We start from the raw sequence: 26,498 nt of genomic DNA, 5'->3' as shown, positions 1-26,498 counted from the left end.
TATTTTTGCTGTGTAAGGACAGCATTCAATAGTGATAGAGCGATTTATGGAGAAATTTCTAATAAATTATTGTATAATGTTTCTTGGTTTAGTACACTTTTATAAGGACAACATGAAGGAGGAAATAGAATTATGCTTTGGCAATTCATTCTAGTCGGCGTACTGGCTGCTTTAGCTGGTGTCGCGCTAGGATTTTTCATCGCTCGTAAATATATGATGAGCTACCTTAAGAAAAATCCGCCAATCAACGAACAAATGTTAAGAATGATGATGATGCAAATGGGACAAAAACCTTCCCAAAAGAAAATCAATCAAATGATGAATGCAATGAATAAGAATATGAAATAAGCAGAAAAGCACTTCAAAATGGAGTGCTTTTTACTATTGAAAATCCTGAAAGCTTCTAGCTTGAATTTAACCTTTCTTTATATCAATATTAGGTTGAATGGGAATTAAATATGGCTGGTCTACACCGCGATTTTTTGTGATGGTTTAGTTAATGATATGTTTTGTAGGTCAAAAAAAGATTAATATTTCATCCAAAAAAAGTGAATTTGTTCTGATGCCATTCTTTGATATTTTGCCACAGCATTCACTCTGTTTCAGATAATAGAATCCAGAATTTTTTATTACAGGAAATCATTTGGCAACAGAAAATATTTAGGTTGATTGGAGCGGAAGGTGTGCGACCTCCTGCGGGACCTGCGGGACAGGTGAGACCCCGCAGAGTCGCACACCTGGAGCGGAAATCCGGCAATGCTTTTTTATTAACTTATAATAAACACCACACACTTTAAAACAACCTATGTGATACAATAATGGTCGGAGGGAGACCTAAATGAAAAAACGACTGATTGCAACAAGTACAGGTTTTGTGTTTCTTTTATCCGGGTGCAGCTTTTGGGGCTTTCCTGAGAATTCTCAAACTGAAAACACCAACTTGGTTACACAACAAATTACATCAGAAAATGAAACAAATGAATATTTAAGATATGAAGTGAAATCTTCAGTCTTCAGTGAGAATAGAGAATTGATCACATATCAAGTGAATAATCGGGTCGATATGAATGAAATAGAAACTGGATTAATGAGCCTGTCTGAAGAATACTTTCCAGCAGATGAATTTATCTATCAGGAAGGCCAGTATTTAAAGGATATAGGCAGCTGGATCCGCAGAGAGTCAAATGATGAACTTGGACTGAACCCCCCCATTGAAGTTACGGAAGACATGGGCTGGGAAAAAGTGATGGAGCTGAAAAAAGAAAATCCGATGTATCTGGGCTATGTCCATGAGCAGAATTATATTGATAAAAAAGGGAATCTAAAAGGGTTGTCAATTGGGCTGGCAATGAAATCGACTGACTATATTACGGTTGATGATAACCTGGGATTGAAACATTTCGATACCCAAAGAATCAGTGCTAAAAAAATGATTAGTGAAGGAAAGAAAATGGCTAAAACCATCATTAATAGAGTAAGGCAAGACGAAAAGTTAAAGGATGTACCGATTGTCATTTCTTTATATGAACTTAAAGAGAAAAATAGTGTCCTGCCAGGATCTTACTTTACTTATGCATATCTTGATTCTAATGATAACTCGATTAAAAAGTGGAGAGAGATTGTTAAGAAGGACTTTTTATTCCCTTCTGACAGTGCTGAAGAGCATGACCGGGTTGTCTCTAATCGATTGAAAGGCCTGGAAGAGGATATGAATTCATTTTTCAAAAACAGGACGGTTCAGCTGGTATCAAAAGGAACGTATATTGAAAATGACCTGCAAAAGCTGGTCATAGATGTTAACACAGATATGACTAAATATGGGGAGATTGTTGGCTTTGTACAAGCCTTCACTCCGGAAATAGCGGATTTCTTTCCGCATGAACCGATTTATATTTACGTCAATACACCAGAAGGAACGGCGGCAACCATTTTGAAAGAACCCGAAAATGAACCGGTTGTTCATATTCATGATAGGCAAGGCTGAAAAAACGTGCCCACCGCACGTTTTTTTATTGTTAATAAAAATTGTAGTTTATTTATTTTCTATTTTTAAAAAATTTGCTAAAATTAAGAGTCGAAAATTTTCTGGATTCGGGGGAAAACATCATGAAAGTCTTTCTGGATTTGATGTGGTTTTTTAAACAAGAGAAAAAGTCCTACTTGTTAGGAATTGCCATGTTATTGATCGTGGCGATGCTTCAACTGGTTCCGCCCAAGGTAATTGGAATTGTTGTAGACAGTATAAAGGAGGGTGAGTTAACTTCAACAGAGCTATTGCAATGGGTTGGCATACTTGCTGGTGCTGCGGTTTGTATGTATGGCTTAAGGTTTGTTTGGAGAATGATGATATTCGGTTCTGCTGTTAAGCTCTCAAAGCTGCTTAGAAATAGATTGTATCATCACTTTACAAAGATGACCCCTTCATTTTATCAGAAGCGGCGTGTGGGAGATTTGATGGCACATTCAACAAATGACCTTCAGGCAATCCAAATGACAGCAGGCCAAGGAGTCCTGACATTTGTTGACTCCCTTGCAACAGGCGGCTTTGTTATCATTGCGATGGCAGCAACAATCAGCTGGAAACTGACGTTGATCGCACTTATCCCAATGCCTATTATGGCCCTTCTGACCAATTATTACGGCACATTATTACATAAACGCTTTCACAAAGCCCAAGAGGCATTTTCCAATTTGAATGATAAGACACAGGAGAGTGTATCAGGAATAAAGGTGATCAAGACATTTGGCCAGGAAAAGGAAGATATTGAATCCTTCAGAAGCCAGTCAGAAGATGTCGTACAGAAGAATATATCAGTTGCGAGAGTCGATTCACTATTTGATCCGACCATCTCTATAATTGTGGGGATATCCTTCTTTCTCTCAGTCGCTTTTGGAGCAAGATATGTCATCTCCGGGGAATTGACAATTGGTGAACTTGTCTCATTCACTGCCTATTTGGGCTTGCTGATCTGGCCGATGCTCGCCTTTGGATGGCTCTTTAATATTGTCGAGAGAGGCCGGGCTTCCTATGACCGGGTCTTCAATTTGCTTTCTGAAAAGATTGAGATTGATGACGATTTAGAGTCTGTCGATATTAAGCCTACAGGTGATATCAGGTTTGATTTGGAAGATTTTATATATCCTGATGAAGACGAATCTGTCCTTAAAAATATTCACTTTACACTAAAAAGAGGTGAAACTCTGGGGATAGTCGGAAAAACGGGATCCGGCAAGACTTCATTAATAAAAGTGCTTATCAGGGAGTTTGAAGGCTACAAAGGAACTGTAGAATTCGGTGGCCGGTCCATTAAAGATTTTAAATTGGAGAAACTACGTGAATCGCTGGGCTATGTTCCTCAGGATCACTTCCTTTTTTCTGCAACTATCGCTGAAAACATTGCCTTTACCAACCCTTTTATTGGTGAGGATGCAATAGAGAAAGCTGCCTCCCTGGCTCATATTCATGATGATATTAGACAATTTACAGATGGTTACCAGACAGTGGTGGGAGAACGCGGCGTATCGCTTTCAGGCGGACAGAAACAGAGGATCTCAATTGCCCGGGCCCTATTAATGGATCCGGAGGTTCTTATCCTGGATGACTCCCTTTCAGCTGTTGACGCGAAAACGGAGGAGTCGATTCTGAAAGCTTTAAAAGAAAACAGGGAAGGGAAAACGACAATTATCACTGCACACCGCTTAAGTGCGATTCAACATGCCAATCTGATCATTGTGCTTGAGGATGGACAAATCACCGAAAAGGGTACCCATGAACAACTGATGGACAATGATGGATGGTACCGTGAGATGTTCTTGCGGCAGCAATTAGAAGAAATAGTAGAGCATGGAGGATAAGCCTATGGAAAAAACAACAACCATGTCGGCAAAAGAACAGCGCCATGTATTAATAAGGCTTTTGAAATATACATCGCCTCACAAAAAATCAATCTTTCTTGCATTTTTCTTGCTGGCTCTAACAACGCTGGGAGATGTTCTTGGTCCATACCTGGTAAAAGTATTCATTGATGATTACTTGACACCAAGGAACTTTCCCTATGAACCTTTAGTATGGCTGGCGGCAGCGTATATTGGGATTCAAATATCCAATGTAGTGATCTCGTACTTTCAGCTTTTGAAATTCCAGGAGATCGCCCTCAAAATCATTCAACAATTAAGAGTTGATGTATTCTCAAAAGTTCAGAACTTGGGGATGAGGTATTTTGACAAAACACCTGCGGGGGGGATTGTCTCAAGAGTTACAAATGATACGGAAGCAATCAAAGATATGTTTGTCAGTGTTCTGGTCAGCTTTATTCAGGGAAGCTTTCTAATTGTCGGGATTTTTACAGCGATGTTTATACTGAATGTAAAACTGGCTGTATTTTGCCTGTTTATTTTGCCGGTTTTGTTTATGATCATCAAGACTTATAGAAAGTATAGCTCTGTATTCTATCAAGATCTTAGAGAGCGCTTAAGCCAGCTGAATGCAAAGTTGAGTGAATCTCTGCAGGGAATGGCGATCATCCAGGTATTTCGCCAGGAGAAACGCCTCAGGAAAGAGTTTGGTGAAATTAATGAAGGTCATTACAAAGCGGGTATGCGTAATATTAAAATGGATGGGCTTCTTCTGCGTCCGGCGATTGACCTTGTTTATGTCTCAGCCCTGATCGTTGTTCTCAGTTACTTTGGTATTGCATCTTTTAATAACCCGATTGAAATCGGGGTGCTGTATGCCTTCATTAATTATCTTGACCGCTTCTTTGAACCGGTCAATCAAATGATGATGAGGCTGTCGATGTTTCAACAGGCAATCGTTGCCTCGTCCCGTGTATTTACACTTCTCGATGAAACCGAAGAAACCCCTGCTCAGAATAAAGATAGAGAGGGGAGCATTTCGGATGCGGAAATTGAATTTAAGGATATTACCTTTTCTTATGATGGGAGAAAAGATGTACTCAAAGATATTTCATTTGTCGCCAAACCCGGTGAAACAGTTGCTCTTGTAGGGCATACGGGAAGCGGTAAAAGCTCAATCATCAATCTCCTGATGAGGTTTTATGAGTTCGAAAAGGGTGAAATCTTAATTGATGGTAAGTCTATTAAAGATTATCCAATAGAAGAACTCCGGGAAAGAATAGGGCTTGTCCTTCAGGACCCGTTCCTTTTCTATGGGACTGTTAAAGATAACATCAAGCTTCATTCTTCGGAAATGACAGAAGAAGAAGTGGAAGCTGCAGCCCAGTTTGTCCAAGCGCACACGTTCATTGAAAAGCTGCCTGATGGTTATTCCCATAAGGTGGTGGAGAGAGGCTCGACATTCTCCAGCGGGCAGAGGCAGTTGATTGCTTTTGCCAGGACAATCGCAACCAATCCAAAGATCCTTGTACTGGATGAAGCAACCGCCAATATTGATACCGAAACAGAGGATGCCATACAGCAAGCACTGGCGAAGATGAGAAAAGGGCGTACGACGATTGCAATCGCACATCGGCTTTCGACCATCCAGGATGCTGACTGTATACTGGTTCTGCATCAAGGCGAAATAGTTGAAAGAGGCAATCATCAAGAGCTGCTCTCCCAAAAAGGGCTGTATCATAAAATGTACTTACTGCAGAATGGCCTTGTAGAAGGCTTAGAAGATGCGGTAAACAGTTAACTAAGGAAAGCCGGCATGTGAAAAAAACATGCCGGCTTTTTTTCATAGAAGCGTTTAGACACCTACCCAATGTGATAGAGACAATAATGAGACTACAAAAAAGGAGAGGAATCTATTGAAGAAATTATCATCGGTATTGGGAATCTCAATTTTATTGCTTGCAGGATGTGGAACGGCAGAAGAAAGCCTGGATACAGAAGTAGAAAGTGAATCAGAGAAAGTCTCACAAAATGAAGAAGAAACAAAGCAGGTAACCGCAAATGAACACTCAAATGAATTAACAAAGGCTGAAGCTGAAGAAGTAATGAAACAGTATGAGGATAACTTTATGCAAGTCGTGACTGCAGGACCGGAACTTGAAGAATATCAATCAAAAGAAGAAATCATCGATCATTTTGCCCAAATCATGACAGAATCCCTTGCTGAGAAACAGGCTGAAACATTTATTAAGGAAGAAGACGGAGAGTTATCTGTCGTTGCTACTGAACCGCCTGTGTTCCTCAACCCTGAACAGGATTTTCAATTCGAAAAAGTGTCAAATGAACAATATAAAGTCACTCAACAAATACAAAATGAATTGCGTGGCAACAGGGAATTGACATACATGATTGAAAGAATGGAGGATGGCTGGCTTGTAGGCAGCTACAAGACGGAATTGCAAGAAGGGAATGAAGAAGAAGCTGCAAGAAAGGATGCGGAAGAGCTGGTGCTTGAGCAGTTAACCCCTGAAGAACGCGACCGCTATATCGTTGAATATGACCATAAGAGAGATGGAAACTATATTATCCACGTATTTGAAGTTGTTGGGGAAGGAAAAGGAGCTCACAAAGCTACTTATGGCTGGTATTCAGTTGATACACAATCCAAAGAAGTGAATGAAGTCGTATTGTAATAATATATTCTGGTTAAGTACCTTATTACAATCAGAAAAGGCAAAAGTGTGTTAAAAGTGCGCTTTTGCCTTTTTATTTTGTGTTTAACAGGTCGCCTCTTTTGGAAGAAGGGACTTTGATATAGATGATGTTTTGATAAATTGACGGTTATAATGGTTTAAAAGGGAATCTAATTCTTGACTGTACTTGATAGCCAGAGGTGAATTAAGACCATTAACCGCTGCTATGTCTATTAACTGGGCACGCTTTTTTTCGATTCGATCTAGTAGCTCTTGTTTACACATGGCCTTAAGTCCTTTCTAGAAGAGTTATTCTTCGCTCTTTTAATATAAACCTATCAATATATTTGCTAATAACTGTAACTGATAAATATAGTATAGCGAAAATATAACTTATTTAAAAGAAGTATTCACATTTTTTATGAAAAAAGTAATTAACTGTAAAAGTGATGAATACTCAATCACTTCTGTGATAAGCACGGGAGCGTACACAAATTGTTCACAACACTTTTACATCATTAAATGTCCAATCTCTGATACAATGAACTAATAAAAGTATCTTTAGGAGTTGGGGTCGTATGACAGACATAAATATTTTCCTGGCATTTGGCGCTGGTTTTCTGAGTTTCATATCACCGTGCTGTCTGCCGCTTTACCCGGCATTTCTTTCTTATATTACGGGAATGTCAGTGAGCGATTTGAAAAATGAAAATGTTAAACTGCAAAGAAGAAGCATGATCCATACTATTCTTTTCCTTACAGGTTTTTCTTCCATATTTGTGGTTCTCGGCTTCAGTACATCCTTCCTTGGCAACTTTCTTTTTCAATATGAGGATATTATCCGTCAGGCTGGTGCAATATTCATTGTAATTTTTGGCCTTATGGTCATCGGTGTTTTTCAACCGCAATTTTTAATGAAGGACAGGAAGTTTGAATTTAAAAACAGGCCAGCTGGATTTGCAGGCTCAGTTTTAATCGGAATGGCATTCGCTGCAGGTTGGACTCCATGTACAGGCCCTATTCTGGCTGCTGTAATATCTCTTGTAGGGACCAATCCAGGTTCTGGGTTGGTTTATATGATTTCGTATGCATTAGGTTTCTCGATTCCATTCTTTGTTTTATCTTTCTTTGTCGGCAAGATGCAATGGATCAGAAGGAATAACGCTAAAATCATGAAGGTCGGCGGATATATTATGATCCTTGTAGGTATCATGCTGTTTTTTGACTGGATGACGAAGGTGATCATCTTCTTTAATGAACTGACTGGATTCACAGGATTTTAATATGGACCTTAATCTGAAATAGGTACAACTTGGAAGTTTATGTTTTTTTGAATTGAAATTATCCAGGAAAGAGTGCTATATTTATAGTTGTTAATAATTCAGATAATTCAACTGATCTACCAGTATATACCTATACATTGTTGAGCAAGGGGGCGCACCAGTGGCAAGAGTACTAATAGTGGACGATGCAAAATTTATGCGAATGACGCTTGGAAACATGCTGAAGACAAGCGAACACAATGTGATTGGCGAAGCAGAAACAGGAGTACAGGCAATTGAGAAATATCGTGAACTAAAGCCGGATATCGTAACGATGGACATCACAATGCCTGAAATGAGCGGTTTAGAGGCTGTAAGGAAAATTATTCAAGAATACCCGGATGCCAAGATTATCATGTGTTCGGCAATGGGCCAGCAAAAACTTGTCGTGGAAGCGATTGAAGCAGGTGCAAAAGACTTCATCGTGAAGCCATTTGATGAAAGCCGTGTAATCGAGGCGATTAACAGAGTATTGAACTAATTGAAATCCCCCAAGCGATTGCTTGGGGGATTTTGTACTTAAGAAAGCTGTCATAGACATAGATGATTAATTTGTGGTTTTAGTGTCTTTAGAGAGCGCTAAGGGGTCTCAGGAAGAAGTAAATGTTTAGTGTTCCTTAGAAATGAAGGCAGGGATATGTATGTCACTAGAAGGAAGACCTTGGACTGCCCGTAATGAAAATATTGAGTCCATCAACGGCTGGCAATGTACTTCTAACAAGGGCACTTGCGCTTTTGTGTTAATAGTCTATAATAAATGTCGATAGTTGTATTTTATTTATAAAGGATGATAGGTATGTCAATGACCATTGTTTCATCCATTATTGCGATTTGCATGGGCTTTTTTGTGATTTTTATCCGCATGAAAGCTCAAAAGAAACCCGTAACTGCCAGAAAGATCATTTTGCCTCCGATTTTTATGAGTACAGGAGCACTTATGTTTTTTATTCCAATGTTCAGGGTCAGCTTTGCTGAAATTGTAGAGGCTTTGATAGTGGGCATGATTTTTTCTATTTTTCTTATCAAAACATCCCGTTTTGAAGTTCGCGATAATGATATTTACTTAAAACGATCCAAGGCCTTCGCCTTTATTTTAATCGGATTACTATTGATTCGAATGGCGGCCAAGCTTCTGTTAAGCAGCAGTATAGATTATGGGGAACTGAGCGGTATGTTCTGGATCCTTGCCTTTGGAATGATTGTTCCGTGGAGAGTTGCAATGTACATGCAATATAGAAGGCTGTTAAATGATAATAACGATGAAATGACGACTAATACTATTTAATGAGTGTGGCCGGTGTCTGCTTTTGTGCGAGCAGCCGCCTTGATTTGTTGAAAAGCTATCATGTTATCACTGTACAGGATATAGATTTATTTATTACAGGTTTTGCTTCGGCCTTTTTCGTTGCTATATTGGCCATTATGTTCTTCTTGAAACTTCTTTCTAAAGTGAAACTGACACCATTTGCCTATTACCGCTTTGCTCTGGCTGGGATAGCATTTGTATATAACACTTGAAGAGGAATTCCTCTTGCTGTTTTTAAAGGAATCTTTGAAAAAAGGATGAAGCGATTTTCCGCTTCATCCTTTTTTCTTTTTGTATTGTCTGTAAACGTAGATACCCGCTGCAAGAAATATAAAATATAGTATGGCAGGGATCACTAAAATTGCGCTCATCCAGTTAAATTCCTTTCAAGGATAGGTTAAAAGAGATGTTCATATGGTGTAACATCTATATCCATCTCATCAAGTTTTGTTCTCAAAAACTTATGATCTCTTTTGGGGGTTGCAAGAATATAACCGCGAATAATCAGATCCTGAGTTATAGAGTCAGCTTTCTCTTTTAGTGCAAGCTCACCAATCTTGCCTGCAATTTTTTGTTTTGCGACATCCCTGAAAAGCTCAGGAACAGGGGATACCAATTCTTTTAATATTTCTATCTCAGCGGGTCCCCATAATTGATAGGTTTTGTTGACATAAAACTCTTCCCAATCCAAATCAGACCGGCCATCCTCTTTCGGCATGCGTTTCAGAAACTTCCTGAACATAAAAAATCCGCCAATTGCAAATAAAGATATAAGGATGACTACCCAAAAAAGAATAAAGAATAAAAACCAGCCTTCTAATTCTACTTGCATCCATTTCACCTCGTATTTTCAAGCCAATTATCGTCTTTCATTATAGACAAGGCAAGAGAGAGTGACAAGTGGCAGTACCATTAAATTGTATCAGTTTAAAATTTTTCAGGAGAAATTTGTCTTGCAGATAGGCTTCATGGCTGCAAAGTTATATCAACGTGTACTGATTCAAATAGTTATTATAAAATAAATCACCGCTCTAGCCAGAAATTTTTTCGAAAAAATTTAGCAAGGAAATTATTTCTTTTTCTCTAAGAGATGGTATACTGATTTTAAGATAATTGTGCGAATTTTAGGATAAATACTCAGAAGTGGATGAAGGGTGACGAAATGAGTCGATATCGCGGCAGAATTACGGGATTTTCAATAGTAGCTCTTTTTGTAATTGTATGGGATTATATTTTTTACTTCGTGTTGGAAAATGATATGAATTTGACTATCGACATACTTTACACCATTCTTATTTTAGGAGCCGGCGTCTGGCTCGGCGGTTTTTATGACCGCCATTATGGATATCTGGAAAAGCTTAAAGAAAATGAAAAGAAATACCGCACCCTGTCAGATCAAATGGGCATGGTGCTTGAAAATATCGATGAAGTTGTTTTCAGGACTGATTCTAAGGGGTACTTTCAATTTCTCAATCCTGCATGGGAAACTTTTTCCGGGTACAGTGTAAATGAAAGCCTTAATGCAAATGCTCTTCATTTCTTGCCTTTGCAGCAGCGGCATGAAGTCCAGCCTATAATCAGAGGGTGCATTAAGGAGAAATCCGATAGAACCAAGGTGGAAATCCTTTATAGAATGAAAGATGGCGGAAACTTTTGGGCAGAGCTTCATCTGAAATTTAATTATGATGAAAAGGGCATTTTTCTGGGTACAATTGGCACGATCTCTGATATTACACACCGGGTATATGCAGAAGAAGAACTTATTGAAATAAATGAAAAGCTGGCAGTACAATCACAAAAGCTTTCCATAGCAGGACAACTTGCTGCGGGAATCGCTCACGAAGTTCGAAATCCCCTCACTGCCATCAACGGCTTTCTTCAATTAATGAAATCCGACCCTAAAACAAATCAATATTATTTAGATATCATCTTTGCAGAGATAAAGAGAATCGAATTGGTGTTAAGCGAGTTATTGATGCTTGCAAAGCCTCAGGCTGTCCATTTCAAGGAAAAGAATGTCATAAATATTATCGAGCAGGTTACGGCGCTGCTGCAAACAAATGCTACACTGTTTGACGTTTCAATACATCCTCAGTACAAAAAGAGAGAGTTATATATTCGGTGTGATGAAAATCAAATAAAGCAGGTGTTCATTAACTTAATAAAGAATGCAATAGAAGCCCAGCCGAATGGTGGAAATATCTATATTTCGGCAAGTGAACTAAACGGTCAAGTGCTGCTTACTTTCCAGGATGAGGGAGTGGGGATGAATGAAGCCACTCTGAATAAGCTTGGAGAACCTTTTTATACAACAAAGGAAAAGGGAACAGGCCTTGGCTTCATGGTATGCTTAAGAATTTTAAAAGACCATCATGGATCAATCCATGTGCAAAGTGAAAAAGGTAAAGGTACCTCGTTCGATATTTCTTTGCCAGCAGTCCATCCAAAGAAATCAAGAAGAGAAAAAAAGACTTTAAAAGAGTCCGTTTAAAAAGCTGCAAAGAAATTTGCGGCTTTTTTTATGGAAAAAATTACAGTGTGGAGCCGTGCGGTGGCTAAGTTTAATTAGAGGAAAAACGGGAAAGGAAAAAGTAAGACAATATATAAATACATGCTTAGGAGGATATTTTTATGACACAAACAGTTTCGTATAATAATAACGTATCAACCCAGGAAGAAGAAAAGAACGGAAAGTTAGTTAAAGGAATGGTAGTTGGTGCAGTAGTTGGAGGCGCTTTGGCGATGCTGGACTCTACTACAAGACAAAAAGTATCATCCACGACGAAAGATATGAAAGATTCCACAATGGATATGGTCGGCCAAGTGAAAAATGACCCTTCGGGAGTCAAAAACGATCTGCAAGAACGTATGAAGTCAGCTTCATCTGTATTGAAAGAAGCAATTAATGATGCACAAAATCTATATGAGAAAGTTAACGGCGATATTGTAGGACAGGTGAACCAGGTTAAAGATGAATCAACTGAAATCCTCTCTTCTGCAAAAGATGCCACTTCCGACTTGAAGGAAATCGGCAGTAAAGTTAAAGAAGCCGGTGAAGAGGTGATGGACGAAAATCATGGTCAATATCGAAGTTCAACCAACAGTGAATCTGCGGGTGGAAACAACGATAATAGAATACCTGGCCAACTAGGATAAAAAACCGGTGATTACCGGTTTTTTTATTGGCTGCTGGAAAATTCATCCTCAGCTTGTTTGCTTTTTATTCGTATTATGGCAATCGCTCCACGTACCAAAAGAAATGTAAGATTTAAGGAAGTAAAAGTATAAATCCAGTTCCACCCTTTTTTATATTTAACCAAATCAGTCTTATGTTCTAGCCATTGTTCTACTATCGTCATTGGGATGCTAAAGAGCAATACTCTCGTGAAAATCGAAAAAAAACTTTTTTGATAAGTGACCTGATTATAATAAACACAAGAAATAGGAAATAAGAGATAGTCGAAAATAAAGCTTGTATCAAAGAGATTGATCAGCTTGATAGGATAAACAAGAAATCCTTTTTTTACTGTGAATTTATCTAAAATCGAAGAGATATATGCTTTAAGCAAGAAAATGATCACCCAGTCTTTTACCGGTGGTTTGCGTATGAGATTTATCAGGGCAACGATCCCGAAAACAAGCAGAAGAAGTAAAATCGATTTCTCTTCCTTTTTCTTCATTTTTCCCCCCCCCATTAAAAACTAACGATATGAATTTCTATTTGTACAGAAGTGTATTGCATATTTTGCCCCACGAGGTCCTGATTGATTGAATTGGCGTAAAAGGCATTATTATGGGACAATTACATTTCATGAATATTAACATCTGCTGGCTGGGATTTTTTATACACCCAAAGAAAAATTAATGGAAAGACAATACATAAGATTATTTTTTTTAAGGCGGTGGGACCTCCTTGGGACTGTTAGTTGATTTGAGTGGCATCGTTATAGGCATTTTGCTGTTTTTTGCTGCTTATGTGTTATTTAAGAAGAGCAACAAAAAGTAATGAAAACAAAAAAAGACCATGAATGGTCTTTCAGGCTGTCGAGAAAGTCTCGACAGCCTTTCCTTTTGTTTGAATACTTTAATAATTCACCGCGTTAATATGTTAAAATATAATTATAAAACAAAGGTGGGTGTTATCATGTTTAATACTAGAAAAGACATGCAAAATGAAATCGAATTTATCTCAATTGAAGAGTTAGTCCCCCAAGATCACCTTCTAAGAAAAATCGATCAGTACATAGATTTCTCCTTTATCCTCGAAAAGGTTCGTCCTTACTATTGTGAAGACAACGGGCGTCCTTCATTAGATCCCCTCGTCTTATTTAAAATGATGTTTATAGGTTATTTATATGGAATTCGTTCCGAACGCCAACTTGAAAAAGAGATTCAAATGAATATAGCTTATCGTTGGTTTTTGGGTCTTCGACTCGGTGACTCCGTCCCTCATCACTCCACCATCAGTTGGAATCGTCATCATAGGTTTAAAGGAACGAATATTTTTCAAGAGATCTTTGATGAAATCGTTCTTCTGGCCATCAATCATAAAATGGTCGGCGGAAGAGTTCTATTTACTGATTCAACGCATCTGAAAGCGAATGCTAACAAACACAAATTCACCAAAAAAGTCGTAGAAGTCGAAACACGGGAATATGTGGAAGATTTAAACAAAGCTATTGAAGAAGACAGGAAGAATAACGGAAAAAAGAACTAAAGGACCGCGAGGAGGTGAAGGATACAAAAGAAATAAGAAAAAGTAACACAGACCCAGAGAGTGGATTTATGTCGCGTGACCAAAAACAAGAGATGTTTTGTTATTTAGATCACCGGACGACCGATATGAAATTCAATATTATTACCGATGCCTTTGTCACTCCTGGTAATGTCCATGATTCTGTACCTTACCTTCAGCGTCTTGACCGTTAGATTGAACGATTCAATTTAGAAGTAGAAGCTGTCGCATTAGATTCCGGGTATCTCACGAATCCGATTTGTAAGGGGTTGGCTGATCGTACAATATACGGAGTAATAGCTCATAGAAGATACCATCCTACAAAGGGGCTTTTTCCAAAATGGAAGTTTATTTATAACTCAGAAGAAAACCACTATATTTGTCCAAACGGCCAGACTTTGCCTTACCGCACGACAACCCGTGAGGGGTATAGAGAATACAAATCCGATCCTAAACAATGTGCACAGTGTCCTCTTTTACAAGAGTGTACACGCTCAAAAAACCACCAAAAGGTAGTGACACGCCATGTTTGGGAGGAACATAAAGAACAAGTAAGGTTGAACCGGTTGTCAAAGTCCGGAAAAATGCTTTATAAATTTAGAAAAGAAAAAGTTGAGCGAAGCTTTGCAGATTCAAAACAACTGCATGGGCTTCGCTATTGCCGGTTAAGGGGAATACAAAATGCAAGTGAGCAGGTGTTGCTTACCGCAGCTTGCCAGAACATGAAAAAGATTGCCACACACCTAGCCAAGAAGGGCTAGGTGTGTGGGAGGCTATTTTCAGTAAAATTTGGAGGGTAATTTCAACAATATATTTAACCACAAAAAAAGCTTGTAGAGAAAAACACTAGGTTTCTCTACAAGCTGAAAGACCATGAATGGTCTTTTTTTGTTAGTTATATTAACGTGTAATGTGTGATGTATTTGGCGGGACTGCCTGGGAATCGAACCCAGCGGAGACGGCACGCGCCTCCCAAGCGGTTTTGAAGACCGAGGCATGCACCAGCAACACAATCAGCCCCAAAATGGAAGATGTGCAAACTATTAATGTACATTCCTATTATGGAGAAAGAGACCCTTTTTTTCAAGTAAGAAGATCCCAATGTTCAATTATTGGAAAAGGATGAATTTTTATAAGATTTAAACTTTAGTGAAATGGGGAAAGATTCCTTTACCTTTCCATATTTACCATGATACGATACTTATCGGCTGAAATATTTAATGCTGTCTGATAGGGCAGTCACATAGATTTTGGCAACAATCAAAACAACTAGGGAATTTCAGAAAGGATGAGACTCATGAAAAAATTATGGTGGTTAGGATTGGCTTTATTGTTAGCGGTTGCAGGCTGTGCAAACAACACTGAAAACGGTTCTGATAATAATGCAGAAAATGCAGAAGGCACTGAAACGACAGAAGAAACAGCTGATGTATCTGGCGCTATGATGGATTTCTACTTGAACATGACAACGGCTCTTAACGGAATCGACAATGAGTTAAATGATTATGAAGCTGCTATGGGTGGAGAAGAAGCTCCAAGTGCAGAAATGAAAGAAGCTGCAACTCAATCAGCTACGGCTGTTAGCGAAGAAATCAAAGGAATGGAAGTTTCTGAAGATCTAGCTCAATTCGAAGAAGAGCTGGAAACTTTCAAATCTACACTTGCTGAATCTTATGAAATGAAAGCTGCAGAACTTCAAAAAGAAGAAGTGAATTTTGATGCTGCAAACGAAAAGTTTGCTGAAGCAGAAGAACAAATTGCTAACCTTCTTGAAGAAGCTGGTCTTGTTAAATCGAGCCTTAGCAACGATATTAATGGTTAATTGATTTAGAAAAAGATTGTCCGTCACCTAATGTCGGGCAGTCTTTTTTTTACGCTCTTTTCGCAAAGATTGTGACGGAGTAAAAAGAATGGCTTTCCGCTCCAGCCGTACGACTCCGCGGGGCGGGCGCTGGAGCTGGATTGGCCTGCGGGGTTACGTTCCGGTGGGTACGTAACCTTGGTCTCACCTGTCCCGCTAGTCCCGCAGGAGGTCGCACGGCTTCCGCTCCAAGCCCCCTAAATAATAGGTTAGAGGGTAAAATAGCATTAAAAGCAACAATCTTTGAGAAAAGAGTCTTTAGAAAAGACCCTTTTTTTATGTCTTGATTTGTATCCATATATCCCACCTTGTCTTTGCCTGCCCACGCAGCGTACTATTCAAATGAAATTTACTACCCTTTTACTTTTTCAACCATTCAATGCCATAAATAAAATCTTCATGGATAGGTATCCTTTTTCACTCCCTTTCTCTATATAGACGGTGAAGGGAGGTGAGGCAAATGGCAACAGCAGATTTGAAAGGCATTAAGCTAAGGATGGTGTTTGATAACGGGGTGGATGCCGATGGAAAACCCCAGTATTCCAACAAGTCGTACAGCAATATTAATTTCTCATCTACAGCTGACGAGATTCTTCAGGCAGCTGAGGCGTTGGCAGGTTTGAGTGCTAAACCACTCGTATTAATTGAGAAGAATGACAGCTTTGATATTAATGCGTAGGGAGTGAAGTGAAATAAACAAAGACGGGAGGTGTAAAAATGGCAAAAACTCTTGAATTGCAATTCACAACCCAGTTGGGGAAAACAGCACGCCTATCCATTGATGAGCCTGTTGAACCTGTCGATACACTCATTGTGCAGCAGGTAATGGATACATTGATTGCAACTAACGTATTCCAAAGCAACAGCGGCCCATTGGTCTCTGCCAAAGGTGCAAGAGTGATCGAACGAAATGTCACTGAATATGAAATCTAAGTAGGATATGGTGTCCTGAAGGTCTTGGCCTAAGGGGGCACCATTCTTTAAAGAGAGGTTGAAAATTAAAATTGGTATTACTTAACACGAGGTTTAAGATTACAAAAATAAGGAGGTGAATGGATGGAGCAGTTATTTCCCTTCATTTCAGAGGTAGGCTTCCCGATTGTGGTAACGATGTATTTGCTTCACCGGATTGAAACAAAGTTGGAGGACGTCATTTCTTCAATCAGGCTGCTGCCTCAGCAAATGAAGGAGCAATAAACGAAACAGCTGCCACTTTGACTACTAAAATCAAAGTGGCAGCTGTTTTTATTTATGGCTTTTGTTCCAAAAGGTGATTATTTTAATAGAATGCTTTGATTCTGCAGTATCTTATAAAGGATAAGCAATTTAAATCGTTAATTCATGCCATCGTCCAGTTCCTGTAACATTAGGCGAGAAATCTCTGCTATAATACGAGATAGAATATCTGTTCGAGAGGTGAAAGCAATGAAGTTTATACATACGGCTGACTGGCATTTGGGGAAGCTTGTCCACGGAATATACATGACAGAACAGCAACGGGAGGTCCTTCATCAATTTGTCAGTCTTGTAGAAGAAGAAAAACCTGATGCTGTCGTTATAGCAGGAGATTTATATGACCGTTCTGTTCCGCCGACAGAAGCAGTTGAGCTGCTTGATGAAATTCTTTATAAAATCAATGTTGAGCTGCAAACGCCCGTAATCGCGATTTCTGGAAACCATGACAGTGCTGAACGGCTTTCTTTCGGTTCCTCTTGGTACAGAAAAAGCCGATTATATTTAAAGGGGAAATTGACGACTGACTTGTCTCCGGTAGAAGTAGAAGGAGTGAATTTCCATTTGATTCCTTATGCAGAACCGGGAATTGTGAGGCAGCTGCTCCAAAATGATTCGATCCACTCTCATCATGATGCTATGGGAGCATTGATAACAGAAATTGAGAAAAACATGGATCCATCCCAGCCTCATGTGTTTGTTGGCCATGCGTTTGTCCTGGGAGGAAAGACATCAGACTCTGAAAGGACTTTATCTGTTGGCGGTTCTGGCTGTGTCGGTTCTGAACTATTTAATCCATTTCACTATACAGCACTTGGCCATCTCCACAGCCCAGATGCCATCAAACATGAAAAGGTGAAATATTCGGGGTCACTATTAAAATATTCCTTCTCAGAAGCCAAGCAGAGGAAAAGTGTATCTATAGTGGAAATAGATTCAAAAGGCAGTATTTCTATTGAAGAAAGGAGCCTGACACCTAAACAGGACATGCGTGAAGTTGCAGGATTTTTGGAAGAACTGCTCGATCCGCAATTTTTTCACCAGCAAAAAACAGATGACTTTCTGAAAGTGACCCTTCATGATGAAGGTGCATTGATTGATCCGATAAATAAGCTGCGCCAGGTATATCCGAATGTTCTTCATCTGGAGAGAAAAATAGAGCAGCATGACATAAGAGTTAAAGACAACTACACCAGCCTGAGAGACGAAAAGAAAACAGAACTGGAACTCTTTCAACAGTTTTACGGTGAAATGACTACCTCTGCATTCAATGAAGATAAAGAGAAAATTATGATTAATGTCATTGAAAAGGCGAAGAGGGAGGCTGCTAAGAAATGAAACCATTAAAGTTGACCATGCAGGCTTTTGGCCCTTATCCATCTTCAGAAACCATTGATTTTCAGCTTCTTGGCAACAGGACCATGTTTGTCATCTCTGGTAAGACCGGTTCTGGAAAGACAACGATTTTTGATGGAATTTCTTTTGCTATTTATGGAAAAGCCTCAGGAGAAGACAGAAGCGGAAATGATTTGCGGAGCCAGTTCGCCAATGACAATGACCTAACGGAAGTTTCCCTTACCTTTTCATTACGGGGAAAAACCTATCTCATTACCCGTTCACCTCAGCAGGAGAAGAAGAAGGCACGCGGAGAGGGATTTACGACCGTCAATGCAAAGGCTGAATTTTACGCCATTGATGAAACGGGCGAAAGCGTCCTCCTTGCTGCAAATGTTAGGGATGTGGATGAGAAGATAAAAGAGATTATCCAGCTTGACGCCAATCAGTTCAGGCAGATTTTGATGATACCTCAAGGGGAATTCAGGAAGCTCCTTACTTCTGACAGTAAAGATAAAGAAGCTATCCTTCAGAGGCTGTTTCATACTGAATTTTATAAGCTCATACAAGATAAGTTAAAAGAAGAAAGTGACAGTTTGAAAAAGGATGTCGAAAAGGCTGTTGAAGAGAGAACAAGGAATTTACTTGGCATTCACCTTGAGCAAAACGAAGAGCTGAGAGGGTTGTTGCTGGAAGAACCTATGAATGATGGTTTAATCTTAGAGAAGCTTTCGCCCCATATAGACTCAATGAGTGAAGAGTTAGCGAAGTTACATCTTTCTTATGAAAATAAACAAAAAGAAAGAGACGAATTGCAGAAACAGATTGTACAAGCCCAGAAATTAGTAGAACAATTTAAGAAAAGAAGAGTGCTGATAGAACAAAAAGGCTCTTTGCAAAATAAAAAAGAAGAGATTGAAAGCCTGAAAGAGCAGATTAAGAAAGCCCATCAAGCTGATAAACTCCTCAAGCAGGACGAGTATTGCCACAGGCTGAACCGTGAGTTGAAAGCCTTGGAGGAAGAGCTGCAAAAGCTCCATTCCGTACAGGAAGCACTGAGCAGTAAAATGAAAGCTGCCCATGAGAATTGGACTAGAGAACAAAACAAAGAGGCAGAACGTGATCAAGCAGGGAGGAAAGTGACTACGCTCGAAAGCTTGAAAGAAGACATTTATTCCTTTGCACAGCTGGAAGGAGAGGTTCTCAAGCTGAAGCAGCAAAGAACCCAGCTTAAAACTGAGATTGAAAAGACGATAAACGAGCTTAATAGTAAAAAAGCTCTACTTAAGGAGCAGGAAGAGAAAAAAGCAAACCTTGAAAAGCTGCGTTTTGAAGTTTTTGAAAAAGAAAAAGCGATCTCGGTTCTCCAGAGCGACGAAAAACTTTTTTTACAGCTGCAGAAAATAATGGCAGAAAGCAGTAAAATAGAAACCATTGTTTCTAAGAGAAAACTAGAACATGAGAAGGCAGAAAAGGATGCAGGGGATGCACGCTCAACTTTAAAATGGCTGGAAGACAAGTGGAATAAAGCACAGGCAGGTATACTGGCGTCCCGCCTGGCTGATGGTGAGGCTTGCCCTGTCTGCGGTTCAGATCATCACCCCAACCTTGCTCACCTGCAGGTAGACCTGCCCGGAGAGGAAGACATTAAAGCGGCAAAAGAAATGCTTATGCAAAAAGAAAAGCACGAACACGATACAAGCAGAGCGGTGTATGAAATAGAAGCAAAGAATATAGCTGTTAATGCACAAAAACAACAAGCGATAAACGAAATTGAAGAAGTAAGGGAAGGGTTCACTGAAGAAAATATTGATTCAGAACTCAGGCTGTTAAGAAATTCCCTGGATGAACAGAAAGAAACAGTAAATACTTACAACAGCCAGTTGAACCTTCTTAACCCGCTTATTAAGAATATTGAAGAGAACAAGGTTTTGCTTTTGGGACTTGAGAAAAAGGTGGAAAAGCTGAATAACGATGAACAGGAGCTTGCAGAAGCCTACCATGAGAAGAAGGGAGTTTTGGATAGCAGGCAAAACGCGATTCCAGCGGAGATCCGGACAAAAGATAAATTTATCTCTGCCCTGAACTCTGCCAGAACGGAACTGAATTCACTTAAAGAATCATATGAAAAAGCACAAGAGACATACAATCAGTTGAGTAAAGAGTTATCTGTTAATGAAGCTCAGGTAAAGGATAAGATGGCTGCAGTCAATAAGGTAACAGATGAAATGGACAGCGAACGAAAAAAATTCTTGGCAATCCTTGATGAGCAGGGTTTTGAAAATTATAAGGCGTATCAGGAAGCCAAGAGAACCGAAGAAGAAATCAGCTCAATGGAGAAGGTTGTCATCGGGTATGGTGAGGAGCTGAGGTCGGTGCTGGACAGGCTTGAAGAGCTTGAAAAGGCACTGGAGGATACAGACGAGCCTCAGCTGGAAAGGCTTCAGCTGCATTTTAGCGAAATGAACCATCAACTGAAAGGTTTAAATGAAGAATACAATGCCCTGAAGATGAGGATTTCAGAGAACAAGGCAACCTTTGAGCATGTCACGAATCTGAATAAGGAAATGAAAAGCCTTGAAGAAAGGTACAGCATCTCCGGACATCTTGCAGAAATGGCAAGAGGGCAAAATGCTCACCGCCTTACCTTTGAAAGATATGTATTAGCCTCTTTCCTGGAGGATATTCTCCTGATTGCAAACGACAGGCTCATGAAAATGACGTCAGGAAGATACAAGCTAATACGTAAGAAAGATCGAAGTAAAGGAAATGTACAAAGCGGCCTGGAACTTCTCGTTTTTGACCAATATACAGGACAAGAAAGACATGTTAAAACCCTTTCAGGGGGAGAAAGTTTTAAAGCTGCCCTAAGTCTGGCTTTAGGATTAGCGGATGTAGTTCAGCAATATGCCGGGGGAGTCTCCTTGGAAACAATGTTTATTGATGAGGGCTTCGGAACCCTTGATCCCGAATCACTTGACCATGCGATAGAGGCATTGATGGATATCCAAAGCAGCGGGCGCCTTGTGGGTCTTATCTCACATGTACCTGAATTAAAAGAAAGAATTGATGCGCGCCTTGAAGTTATTTCATCTCAGAATGGAAGCAGAACAGAATTTCATTTTTTGGCATAGAATCATAAGCTTTTTTTAAAAACGGAGCTACAGCTGATGAGGCATTAAAAAGGGATAAGGGCTCTGGCTCCTTATCCCCTTTATTTTTATTGTTTTTTTCTGTTAGGGTAAGCACCGGAGTCTGGAGAAACCATTCCTCCTGCCCCTGCAGAGCTTACATCAGGGTCACCTTTTTCAGGCTGATCAGGAAGTGATGAATGCATTTTATCAAATGAAGAGTCCGTCCGTGCTGAACTCTTTCCATCGGCATTTTCCTTTAAAGCGATAAGCTTGAAATTAGAATCTTCCAGTAAATTTTCGAGCTTCTCCCTGGCATTACTTTCTTTTGAACTGTCCTTATATTCAAGTTTCACTTCTAATGTCTTCATTTGGATATCCTCCTCTAAATTAGAGATTTATTACGTACTTTCCCGTTTGAAAAATGATTCAAACTAGAAATAGAGGAAGGGAGTTTAATTGAGTTTTTCCCGGGCTGCCTAAGGGTATTCTGGAAAGGGCAGTTCTGTTTTGCTTCTCAGGCTTTCCATAAGCATAACTTTCTAATAATATGGAATTATCCCAAAAGATGGAAGGTGAATAAAAAATGGAATTATTTATTTACGTAGTACTCGTCCTTCTGGCGGCCGCTGTGTCTTTTTTTTGGAGCTGGAAGCGTCTGCTTGACTTTAACAGCTATAAAAAACCATTTATAGAAGGGGCAGTATTAAACTTTCTTATTATGCTGGCCGGCTCAATCTGGTGGTATTTTTCAACTCAGGATGGTGGGGAACAGATAACAGGGATTTTTTATTTATTCATTGCGTTTTTAGTCATTATGGTACTGAATGGACTTATTCTTGCTTTCTTATTTTCTAAAAAAAAGGATACCTCTTCATGACTAAGGTTGGAATTGACGCAGGAGGGTCACTGGTGAAGATTGTGTATTATGAAGGCAATACAAGGCATTATAAGTTTTTCCCATCTAGTGAAATTGAAAAGGTGGGAGAATGGCTGCAATGGCTTTCACCAAAATCAGTATATTATGTGACAGGAGGAAAGGCGGCGGCAATTAAGCCATATCTGCCTGAATGTATAGAAATTCCTGAGTTTCAGGCTGTTTGCAGCGGTGCAAACTATCTGGTAAAGGAGGAGCACCAGCATAACGGTCCTTTTATTCTGGTGAATATCGGAACAGGCACTTCCTTATTCTATGTGAATGAAGAAAACAAGGAACAGCAACGTCTGATAGGTACAGGTATGGGAGGCGGAACCATCATGGGGTTGGGGAGGCTGTTGTCGGGCAGAAAGTCGTTCGGGGAAATCATTCGTCTCGCTGAAGAAGGTGACCGTTCCAATGTCGATTTACTTGTTAAGGATATATATGAGACAGAATCGCCGCCTGTTTCTGGCCATTTGACTGCAGGGAATTTTGCAGGGGGATTTTCCGGAGACGTCAAGGTGGAAGACACTCTGAGGGCGATGATCAATATGGTTGCAGAGAATATCATTCTTCTTGCAACACGGGCAGCAGAGTATGAGAAAACCAATACTATTGTATTCTCAGGCAGTGCCCTCTCAGCGAACGAAATGTTGAAAAGTGATTTGGCGCAATTTCAAGATATTATTTCCTATAGACCCGTTTTCTTAAGAAAGGAAGCTTATGCGGGAGCGACAGGCTGTTTAATTGGTTGAAAAATGGCAGACTCTCTTCACAAAATAGTCAAGTATAGTTTCCTTTTCAGATTGTATTCTGTTTTCGTTTATTCTACCATTAGATAAGTAAGAATTGCTTACTTGGCAGATTAGATTGTGGAGGGGATTCTCTTGTTCAAACGAATAGTTATGCTGACATCATTATTAATAACAGGATCCATTTTGGCAGCATGCGGGAATGGTGGATTTAAAGCGGATATTAATTATGAAGTCCAGGACTTCAGTTATACGAATCAACATAATGAAAAAGTCAGTTTGGAGGATTTAAAGGGACAGGTTTGGCTTGCCGACTTCATATTCACAAACTGTGAAACGGTTTGTCCTCCAATGACCTATAATATGACCCAACTTCAAGAAAAATTAAAAGAAGAGGGCGTTGAAGATTATCGTATTGTTTCCTTCAGTGTTGATCCGGAAGTGGATACTCCAGAAGCATTGAAAGAATATATCGGGAAGTATGAAGCCGATACCAGTAAATGGGATTTGTTAACAGGTTATACTCAGGATGAAATTTCAAAATTCGCTGAGAAATCATTTAAGTCACTTGTAGCCGATGATCCTAATACCGATCAGGTTATCCACCAGACCAGTTTTTACCTGGTCAACCAGGATGGGGTCGTCGTAAAGAGCTACGGTGGTTATCAAGAGGTGCCGTTTGATCAAATCGCTTTGGATATGGAAGCGCTGATTGAAGAGGGAGCAGAATAATTCGCATAAAAAATAGACTGCCTTTGGTCAAAAGGCAGTCCTTTTTTATTTCTAACTACTATTGACATGTTTGGCGCATTGTTTGTTCCGTAAATCTCCTTTCAATGCCATCTGTAGGGTTGCCTCAAGAGCTAGGTGGTAAATAACCGTCTGCTAAGTGCCATCTGCATGGCTGTCCAAAGAGCCAGGTGGTAAATAACCGTCTGTTAAATGCCATCTGGAAGGCTGCTTCAAAAGCTAGGTGGTAAATAAAAGTCTGTTAAATACCATCTGGAAGGCTGCTTCAAAAGCTAGGTGGTAAATAACCGTCTGTTAAGTGCCATCTGGAAGGCTGTCCAAAGAGCTAGGTGGTAAATAAAAGCGGATTAAGTGCCATCTGGAAGGCTGCTTCAAAAGCTAGGTGGTAAATAAAAGTCTGTTAAATACCATCTGCATGGCTGTCCAAAGAGCTAGGTGGTAAATAAAAGTCTGTTAAGTGCCATCTGGAAGACTGTCCAAAGAGCTAGGTGGTAAATAAAAGTCTGTTAAGTGCCATCTGGAAGACTGTCCAAAGAGCTAGGTGGTAAATACCCGTCTGTTAAGTGCCATCTGAAAGGCAAACCAAAGAGCTAGATGGTAAATAACTCCTCCGTAAGTACCATTTCCATGGCTGCCCAAGGGTCTGCCACGTAAATCCCCCATCAAGTAACATCTGAATTGATGAAAAAATATAGATAGCATAAAACCCTCTAATAACATAGAAAAACATTCGGACCAATGTTAACCCTACCCAATAATAAATACACAAGAGGGATCAATCACCATTCGACATATTTCGGGCAATCCCTGTCACAACAACAGCTTACCTTCCTTTAGGGTAGGTTACCTGGCAGGGAGGATACTGAATGTTCGGGGCATAGTAGGACATCTTTTTCATAAAGTAACATGCTTCAGGAAAGTGGTGAAACAGGAACCGTCTTGTTGATTGATTGACAAGTGATTTTTCGTCATATAATTGCAGCGTATGGTTGACCAGCTGGTTGAAGGCAACGACTGATTCAGCCACTTGATGTGCAAACCTGATTTGAACGGGGAAGCCTGCTGGTACGAACCGCATATAGCCTTTGATAGAATTGTTCTTTACAATGAATTGGGAAAATTTTAGTTTTAAAGCGTTGGCCTGCTGTACGATTTCAAATTCAATGCCGTCCACCAGCCTGATGAGTAATACTGCATGGCCAAGCTGATCTTCAAGCCAAAGAGTCAATAGGTCGGAAAGTGAAAGGGGAGGGGCATCTTCACCCTTCATGAAATATTCCAGAATTCTGAGATATTCAGCATTCTCATTCAACGTTCCATTAAAATAGGTAGGGGTAAGATTAATGTTTATCTCATTCTTTAATCGTAAATTCAAGATATGCCCCTCAAAAAGATAATATTTGCTTGCTGTATCATAAGCCATATGGGACAGTTGTATCATTTCTGGAGATGAATAGGATGCATTTTGAGGGATTAGCCTCAAGCTTTCAAGAACAGTCTCGAATTTTCCTATAAACCTGTCTGCCTCGTAGACCCATTTGCTCTCAGCCGGTGACAAATAATCTCTGACAAAATAAGCATGATCCTGAAGCATATTCAACCAGAATTGATGCTCCTCCCAAATGGAAATATATTCTTTGCCCATTCTAATCCTCCACTCTTATTCTTTTTTGATCGATATCTTTGATAACCTCGTTGTTAAACAGTCCTCTTTAATAAAAGTTATTAATAGTAGAGTACCTATATGCTTGTAAATATGTCTTCCCATCTGTATTCAAATGGCAGATAATTTTAATTTTACTCAGCACTAGGATAAAGACCGGAATTGTCGAATCTTAATAAACAGAAGTTTTTAAATAGTCTGATGAAAAAGTGGAAGGTTGGGGTTGTAGATGGACATAAAGATTAGGCCTATTAAATTGAGTGATGCAGAGCAAGTTACAGAAATCATGCTTCAAGAAAACGTCCTGCCTAATGTGGTATCATTACCTAGTATGCGTGTAGAGAGAGTATGGAGAACATCTTGAAGAATGCCGCTCCCGGTCAGCATGATTTTGTTGCAGTCACGGAAGGAAAGGTGATTGGTTTTGCGGGTATGCATCAGGGAAAAGGGCGAAGGTCGCATAGCGGTACGCTCTTTATAATGGTGCATGAAGATTATCATGGTAAGGGTGCAGGCTCGGCCCTGATCGCCAGGCTGCTTGATTTGGCGGATTATTGGCTGATGCTGGAAAGGGTTGAATTTGACAGTGCTGGAGACCAGGCAAAAAAATTTTTAAACGGCTTGGTTTTAAAGATGAAGGCGTTTCCAGGGCAACCATCATCCAAACCGGAAGGCATGCAGGTGAATTCAGGATGGCCAGGTTCCGGCAGGGAGTAATGGTCAAAGAAAGGATGATGGCAGAAGTTGAAAGAGAGAACTAAAAAGAGACTGTTTTTATTTGATATTGTTTTTACAATTTTTATCCTTATCTGGGTGATAAGAACGTTTATTGAAGGGGATGTTTCCAAGGGAATCATCTTTTCTGGATTGCTGCTCATTATGGTCGGCCTCTTGGTTTTCAACAGAAAAAGATAGGGATTTGTTCCTTGTACTATTTGGCTTC

General features: G+C 39.7%; 26 protein-coding genes, 1 tRNA gene and 1 pseudogene. 22 read left to right on the top strand and 6 right to left on the bottom strand.

Annotated features, from left to right (window positions below):
- The first annotated feature begins 129 nt into the window (after positions 1–129).
- The 5 genes from M1E09_RS13770 to M1E09_RS13750 all read left to right on the top strand — a co-directional run bounded on the left by M1E09_RS13770 (position 130) and on the right by M1E09_RS13750 (position 6,548).
- On the top strand, positions 130–348 hold the full coding sequence (locus M1E09_RS13770; protein WP_456274987.1) for a YneF family protein: 219 nt from the start codon (positions 130–132) through the stop codon (positions 346–348).
- A 490-nt stretch (positions 349–838) separates the two neighbouring features.
- The gene (locus M1E09_RS13765; protein WP_456271436.1) at positions 839–1,984 is read left to right on the top strand and encodes a CamS family sex pheromone protein; all 1,146 of its coding nucleotides are present in this window, start codon (positions 839–841) and stop codon (positions 1,982–1,984) included.
- Between the two features lie 122 nt (positions 1,985–2,106).
- On the top strand, positions 2,107–3,855 hold the full coding sequence (locus tag M1E09_RS13760) for an ABC transporter transmembrane domain-containing protein (RefSeq protein ID WP_456271435.1): 1,749 nt from the start codon (positions 2,107–2,109) through the stop codon (positions 3,853–3,855).
- 4 nt (positions 3,856–3,859) lie between these two features.
- Positions 3,860–5,656, top strand: coding sequence for an ABC transporter ATP-binding protein (locus tag M1E09_RS13755; RefSeq protein WP_456271434.1), 1,797 nt, complete (start codon positions 3,860–3,862; stop codon positions 5,654–5,656).
- Positions 5,657–5,771: 115 nt separating this feature from the next.
- Entirely contained in the window at positions 5,772–6,548 is a 777-nt protein-coding gene (locus M1E09_RS13750) for a hypothetical protein (RefSeq protein WP_456271433.1), read from the top strand.
- An 84-nt stretch (positions 6,549–6,632) separates the two neighbouring features.
- On the opposite strand, the gene M1E09_RS13745 is transcribed toward M1E09_RS13750, so the two are convergent.
- A complete protein-coding gene (locus M1E09_RS13745) occupies positions 6,633–6,833 on the bottom strand; it encodes a Spo0E family sporulation regulatory protein-aspartic acid phosphatase (RefSeq protein WP_456271432.1) in 201 nt (66 codons plus the stop codon).
- Positions 6,834–7,126: 293 nt separating this feature from the next.
- Between M1E09_RS13745 and M1E09_RS13740 the strand changes: the two genes are divergently transcribed.
- The 4 genes from M1E09_RS13740 to M1E09_RS13725 all read left to right on the top strand — a co-directional run bounded on the left by M1E09_RS13740 (position 7,127) and on the right by M1E09_RS13725 (position 9,388).
- Positions 7,127–7,831, top strand: coding sequence for a cytochrome c biogenesis CcdA family protein (locus tag M1E09_RS13740; RefSeq protein ID WP_456271431.1), 705 nt, complete (start codon positions 7,127–7,129; stop codon positions 7,829–7,831).
- Between the two features lie 160 nt (positions 7,832–7,991).
- Positions 7,992–8,351, top strand: a complete 360-nt coding sequence (locus tag M1E09_RS13735; RefSeq protein WP_456271430.1) for a response regulator — start codon at positions 7,992–7,994, stop codon at positions 8,349–8,351.
- A gap of 315 nt (positions 8,352–8,666) precedes the next feature.
- Positions 8,667–9,155, top strand: a complete 489-nt coding sequence (locus M1E09_RS13730) for a CcdC family protein (RefSeq protein WP_456271429.1) — start codon at positions 8,667–8,669, stop codon at positions 9,153–9,155.
- Positions 9,156–9,199: 44 nt separating this feature from the next.
- Complete coding sequence (locus M1E09_RS13725) at positions 9,200–9,388, top strand: undecaprenyl-diphosphate phosphatase (protein WP_456271428.1); 189 nt, start codon at positions 9,200–9,202, stop codon at positions 9,386–9,388.
- Positions 9,389–9,573: 185 nt separating this feature from the next.
- On the opposite strand, the gene M1E09_RS13720 is transcribed toward M1E09_RS13725, so the two are convergent.
- Complete coding sequence (locus M1E09_RS13720) at positions 9,574–10,008, bottom strand: DUF2621 domain-containing protein (protein WP_456271427.1); 435 nt, start codon at positions 10,006–10,008, stop codon at positions 9,574–9,576.
- 330 nt (positions 10,009–10,338) lie between these two features.
- Between M1E09_RS13720 and M1E09_RS13715 the strand changes: the two genes are divergently transcribed.
- The gene (locus M1E09_RS13715) at positions 10,339–11,667 is read left to right on the top strand and encodes an ATP-binding protein (RefSeq protein WP_456271426.1); all 1,329 of its coding nucleotides are present in this window, start codon (positions 10,339–10,341) and stop codon (positions 11,665–11,667) included.
- A gap of 140 nt (positions 11,668–11,807) precedes the next feature.
- Positions 11,808–12,332: a YtxH domain-containing protein gene (locus M1E09_RS13710; protein WP_456271425.1), complete on the top strand. Its 525-nt coding sequence runs from the start codon at positions 11,808–11,810 to the stop codon at positions 12,330–12,332.
- A gap of 23 nt (positions 12,333–12,355) precedes the next feature.
- Here M1E09_RS13710 and M1E09_RS13705 read toward each other — a convergent pair whose 3' ends face one another.
- Complete coding sequence (locus M1E09_RS13705; protein WP_456271424.1) at positions 12,356–12,856, bottom strand: CBO0543 family protein; 501 nt, start codon at positions 12,854–12,856, stop codon at positions 12,356–12,358.
- Positions 12,857–13,320: 464 nt separating this feature from the next.
- Here M1E09_RS13705 and M1E09_RS13700 point away from each other — a divergent pair.
- Positions 13,321–14,672 (top strand): annotated as a pseudogene (locus M1E09_RS13700) (IS1182 family transposase).
- Positions 14,673–14,835: 163 nt separating this feature from the next.
- Here M1E09_RS13700 and M1E09_RS13695 read toward each other — a convergent pair.
- A tRNA-Sec gene (locus tag M1E09_RS13695) sits at positions 14,836–14,932 on the bottom strand.
- Positions 14,933–15,208: 276 nt separating this feature from the next.
- Here M1E09_RS13695 and M1E09_RS13690 point away from each other — a divergent pair.
- The 6 genes from M1E09_RS13690 to M1E09_RS13665 all read left to right on the top strand — a co-directional run bounded on the left by M1E09_RS13690 (position 15,209) and on the right by M1E09_RS13665 (position 21,474).
- On the top strand, positions 15,209–15,733 hold the full coding sequence (locus M1E09_RS13690; RefSeq protein WP_456271423.1) for a hypothetical protein: 525 nt from the start codon (positions 15,209–15,211) through the stop codon (positions 15,731–15,733).
- Positions 15,734–16,232: 499 nt separating this feature from the next.
- Positions 16,233–16,451 carry a DUF1659 domain-containing protein gene (locus M1E09_RS13685; RefSeq protein ID WP_456271422.1) on the top strand — a complete coding sequence of 73 codons (219 nt, stop codon included), beginning with the start codon at positions 16,233–16,235 and terminating at the stop codon, positions 16,449–16,451.
- A gap of 38 nt (positions 16,452–16,489) precedes the next feature.
- The gene (locus M1E09_RS13680) at positions 16,490–16,705 is read left to right on the top strand and encodes a DUF2922 domain-containing protein (RefSeq protein ID WP_456271421.1); all 216 of its coding nucleotides are present in this window, start codon (positions 16,490–16,492) and stop codon (positions 16,703–16,705) included.
- Positions 16,706–16,828: 123 nt separating this feature from the next.
- Positions 16,829–16,969, top strand: a complete 141-nt coding sequence (locus M1E09_RS13675; RefSeq protein ID WP_456271420.1) for a YvrJ family protein — start codon at positions 16,829–16,831, stop codon at positions 16,967–16,969.
- Positions 16,970–17,197: 228 nt separating this feature from the next.
- Entirely contained in the window at positions 17,198–18,343 is a 1,146-nt protein-coding gene (locus tag M1E09_RS13670; RefSeq protein ID WP_456271419.1) for an exonuclease SbcCD subunit D, read from the top strand.
- A complete protein-coding gene (locus M1E09_RS13665) occupies positions 18,340–21,474 on the top strand; it encodes an AAA family ATPase (protein ID WP_456271418.1) in 3,135 nt (1,044 codons plus the stop codon). The genes M1E09_RS13670 and M1E09_RS13665 overlap by 4 nt, the downstream gene beginning before the upstream one ends.
- 86 nt (positions 21,475–21,560) lie before the next feature.
- On the opposite strand, the gene M1E09_RS13660 is transcribed toward M1E09_RS13665, so the two are convergent.
- Positions 21,561–21,842 carry a hypothetical protein gene (locus M1E09_RS13660; RefSeq protein ID WP_456271417.1) on the bottom strand — a complete coding sequence of 94 codons (282 nt, stop codon included), beginning with the start codon at positions 21,840–21,842 and terminating at the stop codon, positions 21,561–21,563.
- 215 nt (positions 21,843–22,057) lie between these two features.
- On the opposite strand from M1E09_RS13660, the gene M1E09_RS13655 reads away from it, so the two are divergent.
- From M1E09_RS13655 to M1E09_RS13645, 3 genes are all read left to right on the top strand, one after another.
- Positions 22,058–22,351, top strand: coding sequence for a hypothetical protein (locus M1E09_RS13655; RefSeq protein ID WP_456271416.1), 294 nt, complete (start codon positions 22,058–22,060; stop codon positions 22,349–22,351).
- A 32-nt stretch (positions 22,352–22,383) separates the two neighbouring features.
- Positions 22,384–23,145 carry a type II pantothenate kinase gene (locus M1E09_RS13650; protein WP_456271415.1) on the top strand — a complete coding sequence of 254 codons (762 nt, stop codon included), beginning with the start codon at positions 22,384–22,386 and terminating at the stop codon, positions 23,143–23,145.
- Between the two features lie 132 nt (positions 23,146–23,277).
- Positions 23,278–23,874 carry an SCO family protein gene (locus tag M1E09_RS13645; protein WP_456271414.1) on the top strand — a complete coding sequence of 199 codons (597 nt, stop codon included), beginning with the start codon at positions 23,278–23,280 and terminating at the stop codon, positions 23,872–23,874.
- Between the two features lie 841 nt (positions 23,875–24,715).
- On the opposite strand, the gene M1E09_RS13640 is transcribed toward M1E09_RS13645, so the two are convergent.
- Positions 24,716–25,537 carry a DUF2935 domain-containing protein gene (locus M1E09_RS13640; protein ID WP_456271413.1) on the bottom strand — a complete coding sequence of 274 codons (822 nt, stop codon included), beginning with the start codon at positions 25,535–25,537 and terminating at the stop codon, positions 24,716–24,718.
- A gap of 366 nt (positions 25,538–25,903) precedes the next feature.
- On the opposite strand from M1E09_RS13640, the gene M1E09_RS13635 reads away from it, so the two are divergent.
- Positions 25,904–26,272, top strand: coding sequence for an N-acetyltransferase family protein (locus tag M1E09_RS13635; protein ID WP_456271412.1), 369 nt, complete (start codon positions 25,904–25,906; stop codon positions 26,270–26,272).
- The last annotated feature ends 226 nt before the right edge of the window (positions 26,273–26,498 follow it).

Source organism: Bacillus sp. AK031 (assembly GCF_053903065.1).
This window is presented reverse-complemented; position numbering and strand designations above follow the sequence as displayed.